Origin of the sequence: Psychrobacter sp. APC 3279, assembly GCF_030407795.1 — a bacterium.
GTDB lineage: Bacteria > Pseudomonadota > Gammaproteobacteria > Pseudomonadales > Moraxellaceae > Psychrobacter.
On sequence record NZ_JASDCR010000006.1, the window covers coordinates 139052 to 159328 of the forward strand.

At 43.0% G+C, this 20277-nt stretch carries 14 protein-coding genes, 1 tRNA gene and 1 pseudogene; 1 reads left to right on the forward strand and 15 read right to left on the reverse strand.

The annotated features are described in order from the left end of the window. Window positions 1-15: 15 nt before the first annotated feature. The 4 genes from QL898_RS04640 to pilM are packed head-to-tail and all read right to left on the reverse strand — an operon-like array spanning window position 16 to window position 2973. Window positions 16-549, reverse strand: coding sequence for a pilus assembly protein PilP (locus QL898_RS04640; RefSeq protein WP_165598124.1), 534 nt, complete (start codon window positions 547-549; stop codon window positions 16-18). Continuing rightward, on the reverse strand, window positions 549-1268 hold the full coding sequence (gene pilO, locus QL898_RS04645; RefSeq protein ID WP_165598123.1) for a type 4a pilus biogenesis protein PilO: 720 nt from the start codon (window positions 1266-1268) through the stop codon (window positions 549-551). Before pilO ends, QL898_RS04640 begins: the two co-directional genes overlap by 1 nt. Next, window positions 1265-1918: a PilN domain-containing protein gene (locus QL898_RS04650; RefSeq protein WP_165598122.1), complete on the reverse strand. Its 654-nt coding sequence runs from the start codon at window positions 1916-1918 to the stop codon at window positions 1265-1267. Before QL898_RS04650 ends, pilO begins: the two co-directional genes overlap by 4 nt. After that, window positions 1918-2973 (reverse strand): type IV pilus assembly protein PilM, encoded by a 1056-nt coding sequence (pilM, locus tag QL898_RS04655; RefSeq protein WP_102090385.1) that lies wholly within the window; start codon window positions 2971-2973, stop codon window positions 1918-1920. The genes QL898_RS04650 and pilM overlap by 1 nt, the downstream gene beginning before the upstream one ends. A gap of 193 nt (window positions 2974-3166) precedes the next feature. Here pilM and QL898_RS04660 point away from each other — a divergent pair, with 193 nt between their 5' ends. Then, complete coding sequence (locus QL898_RS04660; RefSeq protein ID WP_290175968.1) at window positions 3167-5803, forward strand: PBP1A family penicillin-binding protein; 2637 nt, start codon at window positions 3167-3169, stop codon at window positions 5801-5803. Window positions 5804-5962: 159 nt separating this feature from the next. Here the strand turns inward: QL898_RS04660 and QL898_RS04665 are convergent, their stop codons facing one another. The 11 genes and pseudogenes from QL898_RS04665 to tuf all read right to left on the reverse strand — a co-directional run. Continuing rightward, window positions 5963-6487, reverse strand: coding sequence for a DUF6586 family protein (locus tag QL898_RS04665; protein ID WP_101204294.1), 525 nt, complete (start codon window positions 6485-6487; stop codon window positions 5963-5965). A gap of 167 nt (window positions 6488-6654) precedes the next feature. Then, on the reverse strand, window positions 6655-10872 hold the full coding sequence (gene rpoC, locus QL898_RS04670) for a DNA-directed RNA polymerase subunit beta' (RefSeq protein WP_290175969.1): 4218 nt from the start codon (window positions 10870-10872) through the stop codon (window positions 6655-6657). Between the two features lie 151 nt (window positions 10873-11023). Next, window positions 11024-15142, reverse strand: a complete 4119-nt coding sequence (rpoB, locus tag QL898_RS04675; RefSeq protein ID WP_290175970.1) for a DNA-directed RNA polymerase subunit beta — start codon at window positions 15140-15142, stop codon at window positions 11024-11026. 763 nt (window positions 15143-15905) lie between these two features. Continuing rightward, complete coding sequence (rplL, locus tag QL898_RS04680) at window positions 15906-16277, reverse strand: 50S ribosomal protein L7/L12 (protein ID WP_057761722.1); 372 nt, start codon at window positions 16275-16277, stop codon at window positions 15906-15908. Window positions 16278-16397: 120 nt separating this feature from the next. Continuing rightward, a complete protein-coding gene (gene rplJ / locus QL898_RS04685) occupies window positions 16398-16925 on the reverse strand; it encodes a 50S ribosomal protein L10 (protein ID WP_057761724.1) in 528 nt (175 codons plus the stop codon). Between the two features lie 457 nt (window positions 16926-17382). Then, the gene (gene rplA, locus QL898_RS04690) at window positions 17383-18084 is read right to left on the reverse strand and encodes a 50S ribosomal protein L1 (RefSeq protein WP_057761725.1); all 702 of its coding nucleotides are present in this window, start codon (window positions 18082-18084) and stop codon (window positions 17383-17385) included. After that, window positions 18084-18515: a 50S ribosomal protein L11 gene (gene rplK / locus QL898_RS04695; RefSeq protein ID WP_057761727.1), complete on the reverse strand. Its 432-nt coding sequence runs from the start codon at window positions 18513-18515 to the stop codon at window positions 18084-18086. Before rplK ends, rplA begins: the two co-directional genes overlap by 1 nt. A gap of 90 nt (window positions 18516-18605) precedes the next feature. After that, complete coding sequence (gene nusG, locus QL898_RS04700; protein ID WP_290175972.1) at window positions 18606-19136, reverse strand: transcription termination/antitermination protein NusG; 531 nt, start codon at window positions 19134-19136, stop codon at window positions 18606-18608. Window positions 19137-19207: 71 nt separating this feature from the next. After that, a complete protein-coding gene (secE, locus tag QL898_RS04705) occupies window positions 19208-19693 on the reverse strand; it encodes a preprotein translocase subunit SecE (RefSeq protein WP_057761731.1) in 486 nt (161 codons plus the stop codon). A gap of 51 nt (window positions 19694-19744) precedes the next feature. Beyond that, window positions 19745-19820 (reverse strand) — tRNA-Trp (locus QL898_RS04710). A gap of 331 nt (window positions 19821-20151) precedes the next feature. After that, window positions 20152-20277 (reverse strand): annotated as a pseudogene (tuf, locus tag QL898_RS04715) (elongation factor Tu); the annotation flags it as partial.

Consider the following 20277-nt stretch of genomic DNA (forward strand, 5'->3'; position numbering starts at 1 on the left):
AAAAAATCTGCCGACTTAGCTTATAGGGGATACCAGCGACTGGGGTTTTTCTACAAACCCTGCGCGGCTATCTGGCACAATTTCAATCAAGTTAACCTGGGTCGGCGTGATTTCAACAATACGGCCGTCATTCAATCCAAGATAATCGCCTACTTTAACACTCGCAACCGAACCATCGGGACGTTGTATCAATGCATATCGCTGACCTTCGGGCGAAATCACCACACCTCGGAAGACCAATTGCGACAGTTCATACTGCTCAAGCGGTTCTTTGATTCTGTTGATATCTGGTCGTACACCATCTATAGGAGTGGTCGGGCCTTGCACATTGACTAAACTCGGTGGTAAAAATGGACTACGTTGCGAGCTTGCGCTATATACAAAATCTTCTACCAGTTCGGCTTTAGGCGGCGGCTCAATAGGCTGTGCAGGCTGGTTGCGGATATCGGTCATTGCCTGCTCTGCCATACCTATACGGTCACTACACCCTGTCATAGATAAAACAGTGACACTTAAAACCAGTAGCATGGGCATTCTTTGGATATTCATTAGTTGCCTCCTGCATTTGCATCAGTAGCGGCAGCGGCATCACCTTCAGGAGCCGCTTCTTTAGAGCGATAAGTCTTAGTTTGCAATACTAAATTGAGCTCTGGCAAAACATCTAATGTAGGCTGCGGGTTACTAACTTCAAAATCATGCATCGTAATAATTCGAGGCAGTGCAGCAAGACCACTGATAAAGCTACCAAACTGATGGTATTCACCCAAAGCCGCGATACGTATTGGCTGCTCAATAAAGAATTCATTTTCAATTTCAGGCTCTACTGAAATATCTTGGAAACGAATATTACTACCAACGCCTGTCATGTTTATGCCTTCCACCAATTCTGACACACGCGTATCTTTCGGCAACTGATCTAACAAAGTATTAAATTCAGTTTCCATTTGAACCACTTGCGCTTGATACGCTTTTAAATGACGAGCGCGAGATTCTTTTTCACGGTAGCTATCAAGCAAGGTCTGCTGCTGGCTTTCAGCCGCATTGATCTCATCGATTTTGCTACTGATGGGTAATGCCCATGACAATGCTGCGATAAAAGTGATGATAAGACCAATCACTGTCACCTTTACAGGTAATGGCCAACTGCCATAGTTTTCTGAATCTAGCGACTCAAAACTACGGCGAAACTCATTTAAATCGAATTGCCTTTTTGGCTTTAAAGCAGATTTTTTGGTTTTAGAGAGGCTCTTTTTGCGGATAAGCTTCATAATGCACCTCCTAGACCAGTATCGGTATCAGCAGCAGTCGGAGTTTCCGATTGTACTCTAGTCGTTACTACAAACTGTACGTAACTATCTTCAGGATAAACGGGGCGCGCCTGCTCACCAGTATTAACCGTATTATTGAGGGCTGGAGCAGCCTCATAAGCGCTAATATTCTGTTGAATGTTACTTACTGCTGAGTTGCCCATCCATTTACTGTTATCAAGGTTACGAATCAGGCTGGACACAATATTTGGATTGTCCGCTAAGCCTGTCAAAGTTAGCGTATCACCTTCACGTTTAAGGTTGTTTAGATAAAGTGCTGGTGGAATAGCTTTAGCGAGATCATCCCATAAACGTACAGGCACAGGACGTCGTCCCTGCAAATCTTGAATGACTTGCATGCGTGAAATAATGTCTTCACGGCGCTGTTCTAAACTGTCAATTTCGGTCAATGCAGTGTCTAAGCGAGTGTTTTCTTGTTCGATCAATGCGTTGGCATCAAGCTGCTCATCAAGTTCATTATTGAAATAACTCCATGAAGCGAAGGCTGCTAATAGTGTCAGTAATGTCACCGCCACTATCAATGTCATAAACTCTTTGTTACGACGTTCACGCTCTTCTTGTCGCCAAGGTAAAAGGTTAATACGAGCCATTAGTCAAAGCTCCTTAACGCAAGACCGCATGCAGCCATTAAGCTTGGCGCATCAACCGCCAGTTGCTCATTATCGATATTTGGCGCAATAGTCATATTGGTAAAAGGGTTGGCAACACTGACAGTTACACCCAGCTTTTGTTGTGCCATACCAGCGAGACCTGCAATAGAACTGCTGCCTCCTGCAAGCACCACATGATCGATACTGCTATATTGACTTGATGAGAAATAAAACTGTAAAGAGCGAGTGATCTGTTGAATGGTATTTTCTATAAAAGGGGTCAGTACTTCAGGATAATAATCATCAGGTAAGGTACGTTCGCGTTTACTCAATGTCGCTTCTTCTGCTGATAGGCCATAGCGATTTTGTATTGCCTCGGTCAGCTGAGCACCGCCAAACAACTGCTCACGACTATAAATAAACTCGCCATTCTTAGCGATATATAATGTGGTCTGATTATGGCCAATATCTACCAACGCTACTAGTTCTGGTACATTCGGTAGGCTATCTACCATCAATCCAAACGCGCGCTCGATTGCATGAGACTCGATATCCATAATTTTCGTTTGCAAGCCACCAAAGGCCAAAGCATCGACACGTTGGTCGACGTTCTCTGAGCGAGAGGCAGCAAGCAACACCTGAACCATATCTTCACTAACCAAAGACGGTCCTAATACTTCAAAATCTAGATTGACGTCTTCTAATGGATAAGGCACATACTGGTCAGCATCCAAACGTATTTGCGCCTCACGCTCAACATCGCTGAGTGTCATATCCATATCAATGATTTTAGTAATCACCGCAGAGCCAGAAACAGCGGTCGCAGCATTGCTACCCGCGACTTGGCAGCGTCGTGCCAAGACCGTTATAATATTACCAGCAGCTTCTGTATCTACTAGAATCTTATCAACCACGATACCTTCCGGTAGTCTTTCAATACCATAAGATTTTAGGTGGAACATGCCTTGCTGACGCTGTATGTCAACCAACTTTACTGAAGTGGCACAAATATCCACGCCAATCAAATGTCGACTTTTGGAAGTAAATAGCCTCACTAGCTCTATACCTTATATTAAGTGTACAATCTGGTAGTTATTTGTAATAATTCAATACAATACTTTACTTAATTGATAGATTCAAGCATTTAAAAATATATTAAGGCCAACTTACACATTTATTATGACCTGCCTATTTTGTTCAATGTATAATAATATTGTCTGCTACAAATTCTAACTAATAAGTCTTATTATGGCCAAAACAAATGCTACCGCTCGTCTCATTCGCTTTTTGGTGGGACTCTTTATCGCTTGCCTAGCATTGGCAGTTGTTCTAGCACTTGCTGTACCTATTGGTTTTTATGGGATGGCCATGTATCTATCGCCAACCCTACCTAGTACGCAAGAAATTAAAACAGCCAAATTAGAAATGCCATTACAGATTTATAGTAGTGATGATAAATTAATCGGCCAATACGGCAATCGTTTATCATTACCAGTTAGTTTTGATGAGATTCCTGAAGATTTAACTCATGCTTTTTTAGCGGCCGAAGATGCTTCTTTCTTTCAGCATAGCGGAATCAGTATTAAAGGTCTTGGTCGCGCTGTCACCGAAGCAGTCACTGATGACGATGGTCAAACCGGTGGCTCTACCATTACGATGCAGGTCGCTAAAAACTATTTCTTAAGTCCAGAACGTACTTTAAACCGCAAACTCACAGAGTTGTTTTTGGCGCGGAAAATCGAAGACGAGCTGAGTAAAAATGATATTTTGACGCTATATGTCAATAAAATCTATCTGGGCGAAGGTGCCTACGGCATTCGTGCTGCGGCCAAAAAATACTATAGTAAGTCATTAGACAATTTAACCATTGCTGAAATGGCCATGTTAGCCGGCCTACCAAAAGCCCCTTCTAAATATAATCCTGTTGCCAATCCTAGCCGTGCACTGACTCGCCGCAACTGGATCGTTGGACGCATGCATGAGCTTGGCTATATTACTAAAGCTCAGTACGATGAAGCGGTCAACTCCCCTATAGGTATCAACCTATATAAAGAAAAGCTCGATGTAAATATGCCTTATTTGGCAGAAATGACGCGCGCTTCTTTGGTCGAACGTTATGGCGATCAAGTCATGCACGGTGGCTGGCGCGTACGTCTCACAGTAGATAGTAAAGCACAAACAGATGCAGAAGCAGCAGTAGTAACAGGATTGATTGCCTATGAGCATCGCCATGGTTGGCGCGGGGCTGAAGCAAATGATGAGCCTCTTGAAAACTTCCAACGCTACAGCAACATGTCTCCTGCTAAAGTAATTAAAGTCAACTCTCGTAGTTTTAAAGCAGTCCTGCAATCCGGTGAAGAAGTGACTGTTAACTGGTCTGGTATGAGTTGGGCACGTAAGTATATTTCTGCTGACCGTATTGGTTATTACCCTAGTAATGCCAGTCAAGTCGTTAAGAAGAACGATATTGTTCGTGTGATACCTACGGCTAATGGCAACTGGCAATTAGGTCAAATACCTAAAATTCAAGGAAGTTTGGTCTCGTTGAATCCAGAGACTGGTGCTGTAAATGCATTGGTCGGTGGCTTTGATTTTAACCACAGTAAGTTCAACCGCGCTCTACAAGGCTGGCGTCAACCTGGCTCAACCATTAAACCGCTTGTTTATACCGCTGCTTTAGAAAAAGGTTATCGCCCAGATACCATCGTTTCTGACCGAGCTATTCAAGTAGGTGACTGGAAACCGAAAAACTCTGATGAACGTTTCTTAGGTGATATCACTTTACGTCGTGGTTTATATTTGTCTCGTAACCTCGTATCTATTCGCTTGTTGCAAGCTATCGGTATCTCAAGTACGCGCAACCTGTTAGATGAATTCGGTCTGGATAAAGAAAAGCTGCCGACAACATTATCATTAGCACTTGGAGCAGGACAAGCCACACCATTACAAATGGCCACGGCTTACTCAACTTTCGCGAATGGTGGTCATCGTGTCCAACCTTACTTTATTGAACAAATTTACAATTATAAAAACGAGCTGTTGTTTCAGGCAAATCCACGTCAAGCATGTGCACTATGCTTTAACGAAAAACTTGAGAAGGTCAATAGCAGCTTAGTTGAAGAGTATGAGAAGTCAATCGAAGCGCTTGATGATAGCAGTAATGAAATAACTGCCGATAATTCATCATCAGAAAGCAATGATGATAGCGAAACAACAGATAAAGAGCTTGATTTAACGGTATACAACGCTGGTCCACAATCAGACCGCCTAAAAGCGCCAGCCGTACAATATGTAAGGGCCAAACAAGCACCGCGCATACTGCAACCGAGAGTCGCTTTTGAGATGGCAGATATACTACGCGATGTAGTCCAACGCGGTACAGCGGTAAGAGCAAAAGCATTAGGACGTGATGATATCGGTGGCAAAACTGGTACCACCAATCAGGCCAAAGATGCGTGGTTTGCAGGGTTTCATCCTACCAATGCAACAGTAGTATGGATGGGATTTGACCAACCATCTACTATGGGACGCCGTGAATACGGTGGTGTAGCAGCGCTGCCAGTATGGATGGACTTTATGAAAGCTCAGCTAAAAGACACGCCAAGCCAATGGGTATCTATCAATAACCGCTCAAAATCCAGAAAACAACAGCAAAGCATCATAGAAATGACTGATGATGGCGTCCTAGTTAACGATGACGCTAATAAATCAGCAAAACCAGTCAAGACTCAAACCCAGCAGCGTAAGCCTTCGGCTCCAGAGCCTACTGAAGAGACGGACACTCAACAACCAACGAAACCAAGTAGCAATCGTAGTGATGACAGTGTACCGGAAAATCCATTAACGGTGACACCCGTTGAAAGTATGCCACCGATGCCAGAGTAATAAACAAGACCATTCTTAATTAATAAGAAAAAGGCTTATTCAGTAATGACTGAATAAGCTTTTTTATGCGCTTTAGACTATGGCCTACACTACTTGATCATACTTTCAAGTGGTTCAATAAATAGCTATCAGAGACTAAATCTTCTAGTTTACTTCCTATTAGAACTCGACCATACCTGCACGCAATTGTTCAATCAGTTCTAAAAGCTGATTGCGCCATTCTCGTATTGTGGTCTCATCAGGCAGCCATTGATTGGATAAAGTGACAACATTGACAATCAAGTCTGGTGACGCTGAATGACTGCTTGGCGCTTCATCGACGATAGTATCTGGCGGTACTGCATAAAGACAACGCTGATAAGCACGCTCTATATTGGCGATAAAACCTTGCTGTTGCAGTTGCTGCAAACGCTGAATCTCAGGAGATACTTGGGTACGCTCGCTTAGTGCTTGTTCAATATCGAGCAAAGTTGGCGCTGTCATATTTAAGCTATAAAAGTGACCGAGCTCCTGAATAAATGCCAATAAAGCACCATGCAAATGAAAAATAGCAGTCTCACAATGTGCTTGGTATAACTGCTTATCATTGGTACTTCCTGCAGATTGGCAAGATAAACGACAGAAATATAACTTTTGATTGGTTCGATCTGCTTGATATTTGGCGACGCGAGTTTTACCTGCCATTTGCTAATTATCCTTTTATAAGTAGTGAATTAAAGCATATTTTCCAGTGTACTATTTTTTTAGATAATAGCACCATGCCTTTCTCAGTTTTTTATACGCACAAAAAAGCCAGCAACTTAGGCTGGCTTTTTTATCAAATTAAGAATGAATCAAAATACTTAATACGATTAATTATCTTGATTTAACTCTTGAGCAAATGCTTCATCAAAGCTTGCAAAGTCTTTGCTATCAGTGCTTGCAGTCATATCAAACGCTGCATTCAAATCTTTGTCTTGTAGTTTCTGATCTGCTTTCTCTTTGCGTGCTTTATGATAAGCAAGACCAGTACCTGCAGGAATCAAGCGACCGACAACCACGTTTTCTTTCAGACCACGTAGCTCATCTACCTTACCAGTCACAGCAGCTGCAGTTAGTACACGGGTTGTTTCCTGGAAAGAAGCCGCTGAGATAAAGCTTTCAGTTGCTAGACTTGCTTTAGTGATACCTAATAATTGACGCTCAAACTGTACTGGGAATTTATCTTCCGCTTCTAGCTTCGCATTCAATGCTTTGATATCTGCATACTCGACCTGATCACCTTTGAAGTGACTTGAATCGCCGCCGTCAGTGATTTCAACTTTACGCAACATCTGACGAATGATAACTTCGATGTGCTTGTCGTTAATTTTTACACCCTGCAAGCGATAAACGTCCTGTACTTCGTTGACGATATAATCAGCAAGTGCAGTCTGACCTTTCAAACGCAAGATATCATGTGGGTTCTGTGGACCATCAGCGATCACTTCACCACGTGCTACCGTCTCGTTCTCAAAGACGTTGATTTGACGCCATTTCGGGATTAGCTCTTCATGTACTTCACCATCTTCATTAGTAATAATGAAGCGGTTCTTACCTTTGGTCTCTTTACCAAAGCTAACGACACCAGTCATTTCTGCCATGATGGCATGATCTTTTGGACGACGTGCTTCGAACAAGTCAGCAACACGTGGTAGACCACCGGTGATATCTTTCGTACCAGAAGACGCTTGTGGTACACGGCCTAGAATCGAACCTGCTGCTACTTTTTCACCATCGCTCACGCGGATGATAGTTTCAGCTGGTAAGAAGTAAACCACTTCTTTGCCTTCGTCAGTGTTCAAGATAATCGCAGGACGTAAGTCTTTTGCTGAGCTTGAACGGTCACGAGTGGCTAGAATCTCAAATGAGCTCATACCAGTCGCATCATCAACCTTAACTGTTGCAGTCATACCATCAGTGATGTCACTGAAGCGTGCTGTACCAGCAAATTCTGTGATGATTGGATGCGTATGCGGATCCCACTTAGCGATAGTTTGACCGCCTTCAACCTGCTCTTCGTCTTTCACAAGTACGCTTGAACCGTACGGTACTTTATAGCGCTCACGCTCACGGCCAAGCTCATCGGTCAATGCGATTTCAGCTGAACGCGATACGATGACTAAGTGACCATCGGTATGCTGTACTGTTTTCATGTTTTCAAAGTGCGCTTGACCAGCATTACGTACAGAGATGCTATTGTCCACAGAGGCTGAGCTTGCAGCCCCGCCCACGTGGAACGTACGCATGGTTAACTGAGTACCCGGCTCACCGATAGATTGAGCTGCCATAACACCGACTGATTCGCCGATATTCACTTTATGACCACGTGCAAGGTCACGACCATAACACTGTGAACATACGCCATGTTCGATATCACACGTAATTACTGAACGTACCCAGATATCATCGATTGCGTTGTTATCAAGGACGTTAACCCAGTACTCATCGATCAATGTACCAGCTGGAATCAATACTTTATCAGCATCATCGTTATAAGTAACGTCACGAGCAGTGACACGACCCAGTACTAGCTCACCTAGCTTCTCAATGATTTCACCACCTTGGATATGTGGTTTCATAAGTAGGCCTTCTTCAGTACCACAATCATCGCTAGTGATAACCAAATCTTGCGCCACATCAACCAGACGACGAGTTAGGTAACCCGAGTTAGCTGTTTTCAGTGCCGTATCCGCTAGACCTTTACGTGCACCGTGAGTTGAAATGAAGTACTGTAGTACGGTCAAACCTTCACGGAAGTTCGCTTTAATCGGTGTCTCAATGATTGAGCCATCCGGCTTAGCCATCAAACCACGCATACCCGCCAACTGACGAATCTGTGCCGCACTACCACGAGCACCAGAATCTGACATGATAAAGATCGAGTTGAATGACTTCTGCTCGTCTTCTTCACCTTGTGCGTTGATAACTTTATCTGTTGCCAAGTTGTCCATCATCGCTTTTGCGACTTTGTCATTGGTACGTGACCAGATATCAACTACTTTATTATAGCGCTCACCAGCAGTTACGAAACCTTGCTCGAACTGATCTTCGATTTCGCGAACTTCGCCTTCTGCCACTTCGATGATTTGCTTCTTAAGTGGTGGAATGACCATGTCGTCGATACCGATAGACACGCCAGATAGCGTCGCTTGAGCAAAACCAAGATACATCAATTGGTCAGCAAACATAACACTTTCTTTTACGCCGACTTTACGATAGCAAGAGTTAATCAAACGAGAGATATTTTTCTTCGTCATCTCTTGGTTACACTCATCAAACGTCATACCTTTAGGCATGATGTTCCAGATAAGTAGACGACCAGCAACCGTATCTTTGATACTGATTTCTTTAGTCTCGTTACCGTCTTCGTCAATTTGCGTCTCAGTAACACGCACTTTGATCTTGGCGTTTACATGTAGATCGTTTGAACCAATTGCACGCAATGCTTCATTAACGGTCGCAAAAATCATGCTCTCGCCTTTGGCATTGATAGACGAGCGACTGATGTAATATAGACCTAGTACAACATCCTGAGATGGTACGATGATCGGATCACCGTTCGCAGGTGACAAGATGTTGTTGGTAGACATCATCAAGGCACGTGATTCAAGCTGCGCTTCTAGCGTCAATGGCACGTGAACGGCCATTTGGTCACCATCGAAATCGGCGTTGAATGCAGTACAAACAAGCGGGTGCAACTGAATGGCTTTACCTTCGATCAATACTGGCTCAAATGCTTGCAAGCCCAAACGGTGAAGTGTTGGCGCACGGTTAAGTAATACTGGATGCTCACGGATAACCATGGCCAGCATATCCCAAACTTGTGGCTCTTCACGCTCTACCATCTTTTTAGCAGCTTTAATCGTAGTCGCTAAACCATGAGACAATAGTTTGTTATAAGTGAATGGCTTGAATAATTCTAGTGCCATTTTCTTAGGTAGACCACACTGATGTAGACGTAGTGTTGGACCTACAACGATAACCGAACGACCAGAGTAATCGACACGCTTACCAAGTAAGTTCTGACGGAAACGACCTTGCTTACCTTTGATCATATCTGCCAAAGATTTCAATGGGCGCTTGTTACTACCAGTGATGGCACGACCACGACGACCGTTATCAAGCAACGCATCCACTGACTCTTGCAACATACGTTTTTCGTTACGTACGATGATATCAGGGGCGCTTAGCTCAAGCAGACGCTTTAGACGGTTGTTACGGTTGATCACACGGCGATATAGATCGTTTAGATCTGACGTCGCAAAACGGCCACCTTCTAGCGGTACTAGAGGACGCAAATCTGGTGGTAGTACTGGCAAGATGTTCATTACCATCCACTCAGGCTTGTTATTAGAATCACGGAATGCTTCTAACAATTTAAGACGCTTAGACATTTTCTTAAGCTTAGTCTCAGAACCAGTTTGTGGAATCGCTTCACGAAGCTCATCAATTTCAAGATCGATATCGATATCTTTTAATAGGTCTTGAACGGCTTCAGCACCCATTTTAGCTGTGAATTCATCACCGAACTCTTCAAGCGCTTTGTAATAATCTTCATCATCAAGCAACTGATACTTTTCTAAGCTAGTTAGACCAGGCTCAGTAACGATGTAGCTTTCAAAATATAGAACGCGCTCGATATCACGTAGCGTCATGTCTAGCAATAGACCGATGCGGCTTGGTAATGATTTTAGGAACCAAATATGCGCCACAGGACTGGCTAGGTCGATATGACCCATGCGATCACGACGGACTTTAGCAGTGGTAACTTCAACACCACATTTTTCACAGATAACGCCTTGGAACTTACGGCGCTTATATTTACCACATAAACATTCGAAGTCTTTTACTGGGCCAAAGATTTTGGCACAAAAAAGACCGTCACGCTCAGGCTTGAACGTGCGATAGTTGATGGTTTCAGGCTTTTTTACTTCGCCGTGCGACCATGACTTAATAACGTCAGGTGAGGCTAAGGTAATTTGAATGCTATCAAACTCTGTATTACCGTTGCCGGTAGGGCTTTGCATGATATCGAGTAAATCTTTCAAGTTGCTTCTCCGTTATCTTTATAATCATCTGACAGCGTACCATTGACGCAGATAAGATGAATGAAGGCAATGAATAGGGTTGAGACAAATCACTAAAAGCAGCAGCAATAAAGCAGACTGCCTTTAGTGGACAACTAAGTTAAACAACGGGCTAGTTGCTTTGTTTTAACTCAATATTAATACCCAGTGATTTGATTTCTTTGGTCAGTACGTTGAACGACTCAGGCATGCCTGGGTCCATATACTGCTCACCATCAACGATGTTTTTATACATACGAGTACGGCCTTCAACGTCATCCGACTTCACCGTTAGCATTTCTTGCAACGTGTAAGTCGCGCCGTATGCTTCTAGTGCCCATACTTCCATCTCACCGAAGCGCTGACCACCAAACTGAGCTTTACCGCCGAGTGGCTGCTGCGTGACTAGAGAATAAGAACCCGTTGAACGCGCATGCATTTTGTCATCAACCAAATGGTTAAGCTTGAGCATGTACATGTAGCCGACGGTTACCTTACGGTCAAACTTCTGACCTGTACGACCATCATATAACGTCTGCTGACCATCGCGATCCATACCAGCAAGCTCTAACAGGTCTTTAACTTGGCTTTCTCTTGCGCCGTCAAATACTGCTGTGCCCATCGGTACACCGCCACGTAAGTTGTCTGCTAGCGCCATGATGTCATCATCACTTAAGCTATCAAGATCAACTTGTTCGCCACCGACTTGGTTATAGATTTTGTCCAAGAAGTCACGTAGCTCTTTGATCGCTGCTTGAGATTTGAGCATACCATCAATCTTCTCGCCCAATCCTTTCGCTGCCATACCCAAATGCGTTTCTAGAACCTGACCGATGTTCATACGAGATGGTACACCAAGTGGGTTCAACACGATGTCAACGGTATTACCATTTTCATCATAAGGCATGTCTTCAACTGGCATGATGCGCGATACCACACCTTTGTTACCATGACGACCAGCCATCTTATCACCAGGCTGAATACGACGCTTAACCGCTAGATATACTTTAACGATTTTTTGTACGCCATGCTGTAAGTCATCACCAGCAGTCAATTTGCGTTTTTTCTCAGCAAACTTCACATCGATGTCTTTTTGCTTATCAACCAAGTAATCAGCGATTTGCGTTAGACGCTCAGAGATTTCTTCTTCTACTGGTTGAATATCAAGCAAGGTCTCAAGGCTCATATCTTTCATATCAGCCAATGCCATAACCGTACCAGCTTTTAGACCAGCACCGCCGCTGACTTTTTGGCCATCTAATAGATTACCAATACGACCACGTGCTGCTTCTTCAAAGATACGTAGCTCTTCTTTCAAATCTTTGCGATAGCTATCAAGCTGCGATTTTTCAATCGCTCTTGCGCGTGCGTCTTTTTCAACGCCATCACGGGTGAAGACCTGTACATCAATAACCGTACCTTTGCTTGAAGTTGGTACGCGTAATGAGGTGTCTTTCACGTCAGCCGCTTTTTCGCCAAAGATAGCCCGTAGTAGTTTCTCTTCTGGCGTTAGTTGCGTTTCACCTTTTGGCGTCACTTTACCCACTAGAATATCACCAGCGTCAACTTCAGCACCGATATAGACGATACCTGCTTCATCAAGACTTGATAATGCTGCTTCACCAACGTTTGGAATATCAGCAGTGATCTCTTCTGTACCTAGCTTGGTATCACGAGCCACACAAGTTAATTCTTGGATATGAATAGTAGTGAAACGATCTTCTTTCACGACTTTTTCAGATAACAAGATTGAATCTTCGAAGTTATAACCATTCCACGGCATAAATGCGATGCGGATGTTCTGGCCTAGTGCTAGCTCACCAAGATCCGTTGATGGACCATCAGCCAAGATATCACCCAAAGCAATCTCGTCACCTTGGTTAACGATGATACGTTGGTTGATACAAGTGTTTTGGTTAGAGCGCGTGTATTTGATCAAGTTATAGATATCGATACCCGCTTCACCAGCAGTCATCTCGTCTTCGTTTACACGAACAACGATACGTGATGCATCAACATCTTCAATCACACCGCCACGTTTAGCGATAACACAAACACCAGAGTCACGAGCAACGTGACGCTCCATACCCGTACCTACCAATGGCTTATCAGCACGTAGCGTAGGAACAGCCTGACGTTGCATGTTCGAGCCCATTAAGGCACGGTTAGCATCATCATGCTCTAGGAACGGAATCAAACCTGCTGCAACCGATACTACCTGGCTTGGCGATACATCCATATGCGTTACTTTTTCTGGCGGCATACGAACAAATTCACCATAGCTACGTACACTGACCATCTCATCAGATAACGCGCCATCTTCAGTCATCGGAGAATCAGCCTGTGCAATGACAGTACCTACTTCTTCGATTGCTGATAGATACTCAATAACGTCAGTCACTTTACCATCAACCACACGGCGATAAGGCGTTTCTAAGAAGCCAAAGCTGTTGGTTTTAGCAAATGTCGCTAGTGAGTTGATCAGACCAATGTTTGGACCTTCAGGAGTCTCAATAGGACATACACGGCCATAATGCGTATCATGTACGTCACGTACTTCAAAGCCTGCACGTTCACGAGTTAGACCACCAGGTCCTAACGCTGATACACGGCGCTTATGGGTAACTTCAGACAACGGGTTGTTCTGATCCATAAACTGTGACAACTGGCTTGAACCAAAGAATTCTTTCACTGCAGCCGCTACTGGCTTAGAGTTAATCAAATCTTGCGGTGACAAGTTGTCTGATTCTGCTGAGCTTAAACGCTCTTTTACGGCACGCTCAACACGTACTAGACCAACACGGAATTGGTTTTCTGCCATTTCGCCTACTGAACGAATACGACGGTTACCGAGATGATCAATATCATCGACATCACCGCGACCATTACGAATCTCGATAAGCTCTTTTAGAACGTTAACGATATCATCGTTGGTCAATACACTGCGTTCACGCTGGATATCAGGATCATCAGTGTTATCAAATTCTAAACCAAGACGACGGTTGAATTTCATACGACCGACATTTGATAAGTCATAACGATCTGCGTTAAAGAACATGCTCTCAAACAGTTTTTCAGCAGTTTCGACCGTTGGTGGCTCACCTGGACGCATTACTTTGTAGATTTCGATCAATGCTTCTTCACGGCTTGAGGTACTATCAGCACGTAGCGTATCGGCAATATAGCTACCTTGGTCGATATCGTTGGTGAATAGAATGCTGAACTCTTTGATGGCACCACTGGCTTCAAATGAGTTCAATTTAACCAATAACTCGTGGTCAATTGGCGTATTTGCTTTAGCAATGATTTCGTCATTAACAACGATGTCTTCTGCTAAGATACGCTCATACAAATATTCATCAGGCACAGCAATTTTCGTCATACCGGCTTCTTCAAGCTGACGGATACGGCGTGCGTTAATGCGTTTGCCCTGCTCTACGATAACTTCACCTTCAGGTGATACGATATCGAACTGAGCCATTTCGCCACGTAGACGATCAGCAACTAGATCAATCTCAAACGTCTCTTCAGCTTTATAGACAGCGACTTTATCAAAGAACAAATCTAAGATTTCAGAAGTTGTTAGACCAAGTGCACGTAGAATGATTGACGCAAGTAGTTTACGGCGACGGTCAATACGAGCAAATACTAAATCTTTGGCATCAAATTCAAAGTCTAACCATGAACCACGGTAAGGGATAATACGTGCGTTATAAAGCACTTTACCACTTGAATGCGACTTACCTTTATCATGGTCAAAGAACACACCAGGTGAACGATGTAGCTGAGATACGATAACACGCTCAGTACCATTGATAATAAAAGTACCGTTAGCCGTCATCAAAGGCATCTCGCCCATGTAAACGCTTTGCTCACGGATATCTTTGATAGCAGCTTTGCTATCTTTGTCTTTGCTATCTTTATCTTTGATGATTAAACGGATTTTGACACGCATTGGCGCCGCGAACGTTGAACCACGTAAGATACACTCACGCTCATCAAATTCAGGCGTACCTAAATAGTACTCAACAAATTGCAACTCGGCGTTACCAGAGTGACTCTCAATTGGGAAAATAGAGGAATACGCAGCTTGCAAACCAGTATTCTCACGAGCTTTTGGCTTTTTGTGCTCTTGCAAAAATTGCTCATAAGAATCTACTTGAATAGACAGTAAATAGGGAACGTCCATTACAGTGGGCAATTCAGCAAAACTTTTGCGAATACGCTTTTTTTCAGTATAAGAATATGCCATCGAGAGTCCTTACAGTAAACGTGGAAACAAATTAAAAGCGTGGCCAGTATGCATAAATACGATGCAAACATGGCGACGTAAACGATAATATAAAACGGGTTTTCGTGTTCAGTTCATGTCTTTTCTGTCAATTACTACTTTACTCATCAGTGCTTACCTAGCACACTTCACTTAATCTCGTCGTTGCTTTTTAAATTCATGGTACATGAATCAATCTATATGACTGTTGCAACCAAAAAATTCAATATTATATAATCTATAACACATGGCCTATCAGGCTCAATTTACAAATACATTGCTGGGAAATAACGTCTATTAAGATTGCATATAAACCACTTGCCATCTAGACTGCTTATTACCGAACTATGTTCCCTACACATACAAACTGTCTATAAGACTTAATATCGACAGTCATGCCACACCAAGTAGGCAACTTATGATCAACAGCTTTTTCAGAGTACCGCTTTTTTCAGGATTAATAATCGGGGTAACTATAACTTTAAGAATCAGTATAAACTATAGTGTTGATAGGAAAGCATGCAGACACAAAAAAATGCCAAACATCTACAGACGTTTAGCTGATATTAACTGATTTCAAAAACTGGCATGTGTGCTTGCATGTATATCGTCTGTCCTTTTGATGGGTATCCACCGTGATGTTGCATACGTATGTTGGCAGACACAAAAGGTCAAGCTACGAATTATAGTAAAAAAAAGCTGGCAATGCAAGGCATTACCAGCTTTTTTTCGTACAGTGTTAAACTTATTTTAGTTCAACAGTTGCACCAGCTTCTTCAAGTTTCTTTTTCAACTCTTCAGCTTCAGCTTTAGATGCGCCTTCTTTGATTGGAGCTGGAGCGCTTTCAACCAAATCTTTCGCTTCTTTTAGGCCAAGACCAGTAGCTTCACGTACGGCTTTAATTACGCCAACTTTCTTCTCGCCAAAGCTGGCAAGAACTACGTCAAACTCGTCTTTTTCTTCAGCAGCAGCAGCAGCAGGACCAGCAGCAGCAGGTGCAGCAGCAACAGCAGCTGTTACGCCGAATTTTTCTTCCATGTCGCTGATTAACTCAACGATATCCATTACTGACATTTCAGCGATTGCATTTAACACGTCATCTTTAGATAGTGCCATGAGAACTCTCCGTTATCTGATAAAAATTAATTGATTCTAATATCGCCTTGATTGCTTGCCTAATGTGACAATAAAGTGCAACCAAAATTAGCGATGTTAAAGTTACGTTAAAACAAGCAATTAAGCAGCTTCTTTTGCGTCTTTGATTGCCGCTACAGTGCGAACGAACTTGCCAGGAACAGCGTTCATAGTCTGGACAAGCTTGGTCACTGGTGCATTCATAGTAGCCATCAAGATAGAGATTGCTTCGTCGCGAGTTGGTAGCTTCGATACGCGCTCTAGCTCTTCTGGACCATAAACTTCACCACCGACTGATACTAATTTGGTCTCTAAAGCTTTGTTATCTTTGCTGAAGTCGAAAACGACTCGAGCAGCAGATCCCAAATCTTCCATAGAGAAAGCCAAAAGTAGTGGACCAGTCATACGGTCTGACATGCTCTCAAACTTAGTGCCTTCAAAAGCGCGTTTTGCTAGTGTATTTTTTACCACTTTTAAAACAACACCTTTATCACGAGCTTGTTCGCGCAGCTTAGTAAGCTGTGCAACACCAATACCGTGATATTCGGCAGCTACTGCTGAGTAAGCATTAGCAGCAACTTCAGACACTTCAGCCACAACTTGTTGTTTTTGTTCTAGCGTTAATGCCATAAGTTGACTCCTTTAATCTTATCAATCGACTTATAATAAAAGTGCCAAAAACAAGGTTTTTATGCGCTCAAACTGTAAGCTAAGACTGACTTGATACGACACATTACCAGTGGATTCAATTAATAAAAAAAGCATCTACTGGTAACGACTGATTACGGCACCGTTATCAGAATGACGTTGAGTAATAGTTTGAAGGTTATAAATAACCTTATCGCCCTATTCGCTCGTGTCTTAAACTGTGTGGGCCACCGTCTGCGTAGGACAACTAAGATTTTCATCTGTCGTCGATTAACAAAAGTGACTTATTATCATAAATAACTATCCGAAGATCGCTAATTATGACTCTAAACTACTCTCTACCTACGGTCTTAGACAGCGTAGCAAATACTACGCTGACCTAATTCTTTAAAAACTGTTTGTGTTTATCATTCAAAATATTTGAAGATAAAAACTTTAATTATTTAGCAGTACGATAAGGAACAGCGTCGATCGTTAGACCTGGACCCATCGTGCTAGACAAGGTAATTTTCTTGATGAAAGTACCTTTAGAAGTAGCAGGCTTAGCACGCTTTAGATCAGAAAGAATCGCTTGCGCGTTTTGCTCGATTTGATCAGCAGTGAAACCTACTTGGCCGATAGTTGCATGGATGATACCAGCTTTATCAACACGGTACTGAGCCTGACCAGCTTTCGCATTAGTCACAGCTTCAGCAACGTTTGGCGTTACTGTACCAACTTTAGGGTTAGGCATTAGACCACGTGGGCCTAGGATAGTACCTAACTGACCAACAACACGCATAGCATCTGGAGCTGCGATAACAACATCAAAGTCCATGTTACCGGCTTTGATTTGCTCTGCTAGGTCTTCAAAACCAACGATGTCTGCACCAGCTTCTTTAGCGGCTTCAGCAGCAGCGCCTTGAGCGAATACAGCAACGCGTTTGGTTTTACCAGTACCCGCAGGTAGGTTGGTTGCACCACGAACTACTTGATCAGATTTACGTGGGTCAACGCCCAAGTTTACTGCGATATCGATAGACTCTTTGAATTTTAGCGCTGGCAAATCGTTTAGGATTTGAACCGCTTCTTCAATAGTGTACTGTTTTTCGTTATCAATACGGCTTTGAATTTCTTTTTGACGTTTGGTTAGCTTAGACATTATACACCCTCCACGGTAATACCCATTGAACGTGCAGTACCAGCGATGGTACGGACAGCAGCGTCAAGATCAGCTGCAGTTAAATCTGCATTCTTAGTCTTAACGATGTCTTCTAGTTGTGCACGGTCAACTTTACCAACTTTAGCAGTGTTCGGTGTACCTGAACCTTTAGCAATACCAGCAGCCTTACGTAGTAAGTATGCAGCTGGTGGTGACTTCATGATGAAGGTAAAAGATTTGTCGCTGTATACTGTGATCTCAGTTGGGATCGGTAGACCTGGCTCTTGGCCTGAGGTCGCAGCGTTAAATTCTTTACAGAACGCCATGATGTTCACGCCTTTTTGACCCAAAGCTGGACCAATAGGTGGTGAAGGATTTGCTTTGCCTGCAGGCACTTGCAGTTTGATGTAACCATCAATCTTCTTAGCCATGATACTCTCCTAAATGGGTAATAGCGCCAAATCAACGTGGTATATACCTAATTGACTAACAGCTCCCCGGTTGATGAATTTTTTGCTAATTTAGTCTAGTTTTTCGACTTTACTAAATTCAAGCTCAACCTGCGTAGGTCGATTAAATACGTTTACCGTTAGATGTAGTTTAGACTTCTCATAATCCACTTTTTCTACCAACCCTTTAAAGTCAGTAAATGGACCATCGATAACCAACAACTCTTCGCCTGGCTCAAATAGAGTCTTAGGACGTGGGTCAGTTTCAGTCTGGTTCAAACGGTTTAAAATGCGATCAGCTTCTACTTGCGTAATCGGTGCAGGCATCTCAGGCGTACCACCGATGAAGCCCATAATACGAGGGCAATCTTTTACGATGTGCCAAGTATTATCGTTCATTTCCATTTGGATCAATACATATCCAGGAAAGAACTTACGCTCACTCTTACGTTTTTTGCCGTCTTTCATTTCGACGACTTCTTCAGTAGGAACCAATACATCACCGAATGAATCAGCAAAGTCACTACGATTAATACGATCAGTTAATGAACGTTGTACTTGTTTTTCATATCCTGAAAACGCTTGGACAATATACCAACGCATATCACGCTCCTGATCATTATAAATAAGTCGTTATGAGTAAATGTCGCGCTAATAGTCACTAATACGCGCTATTAACCGATGAAAATACCAACGAACCAATTAAAAAAGTTATCCAATAACCAAATAAAGAAACCAGCAATCGCAATCACGACAATCACTTGCCATGTATATTGAAAGGTTTCGTCTTTACCTGGCCATGTCACTCGGCGAAGCTCAACGGCAGCATCTTTTAATAATATTTTAAAAGCACGGCCTTGATGCGTTAACGCCAAACAAACTAATGCAAATACAACAAGTGCGACAATAATACCAATACGTACCCAGACGTCGTTGGCAGGTTGCCAATAGCCCGGTAAGTATTGATTTACTAGAGTCGCACCGATTAATACAGCTGCGGCAAGTAGCCACAAAATCAAATCTTTTATTGAGCCAGTCTTAGCCACTTCAACAGCAGTAGTACCGCTAGCTGAAACATGCTTGTTTTTAGACAGCATTCCACCAGCAACCGCCTTGGCATCAGATAACTTAGTCTCGAGGTTATCTTGATCATTGCTCATAAAGAACTCGCTTCGGAGATGGTGGGGTACAACAAAGATGTGATAAGAAGATGGCAGGCGATGTAGGACTCGAACCTACAACCCTCGGTTTTGGAGACCGATGCTCTACCAATTGAGCCAATCGCCTATGGGTGTAAAGGACAGCATTATACAATATTTAGCATAGAATGCAAGCCCTTGACGGTAAAATTATTAATTTTACCTGATTTTGCACTGCCGCAATCTAAAATAACTGCTAGCATTAAGTGCAGCGATAATATAACAAGCTATGCTACAGATTACAATATGCTATCTAACAAATAATTGTCTCTATCACACATGTAGCTAATTCATTAATACACGCTAGGCATAATTCTATTTTCGATCATGCTTCAACTTTCTCCAATAAAAAAAGGCCACCCTAGATAGGATGGCCTTTTTTATGACTAATTCATAAGCTCATTGCTGAGACTTAAGTATTAGTTCAATACGTTAGCAACAACACCAGCGCCTACAGTACGGCCGCCTTCACGAATAGCGAAGCGAAGACCTTTGTCCATAGCGATTGGGTGGATAAGCTCTACGCCCATCTCAACGTTATCACC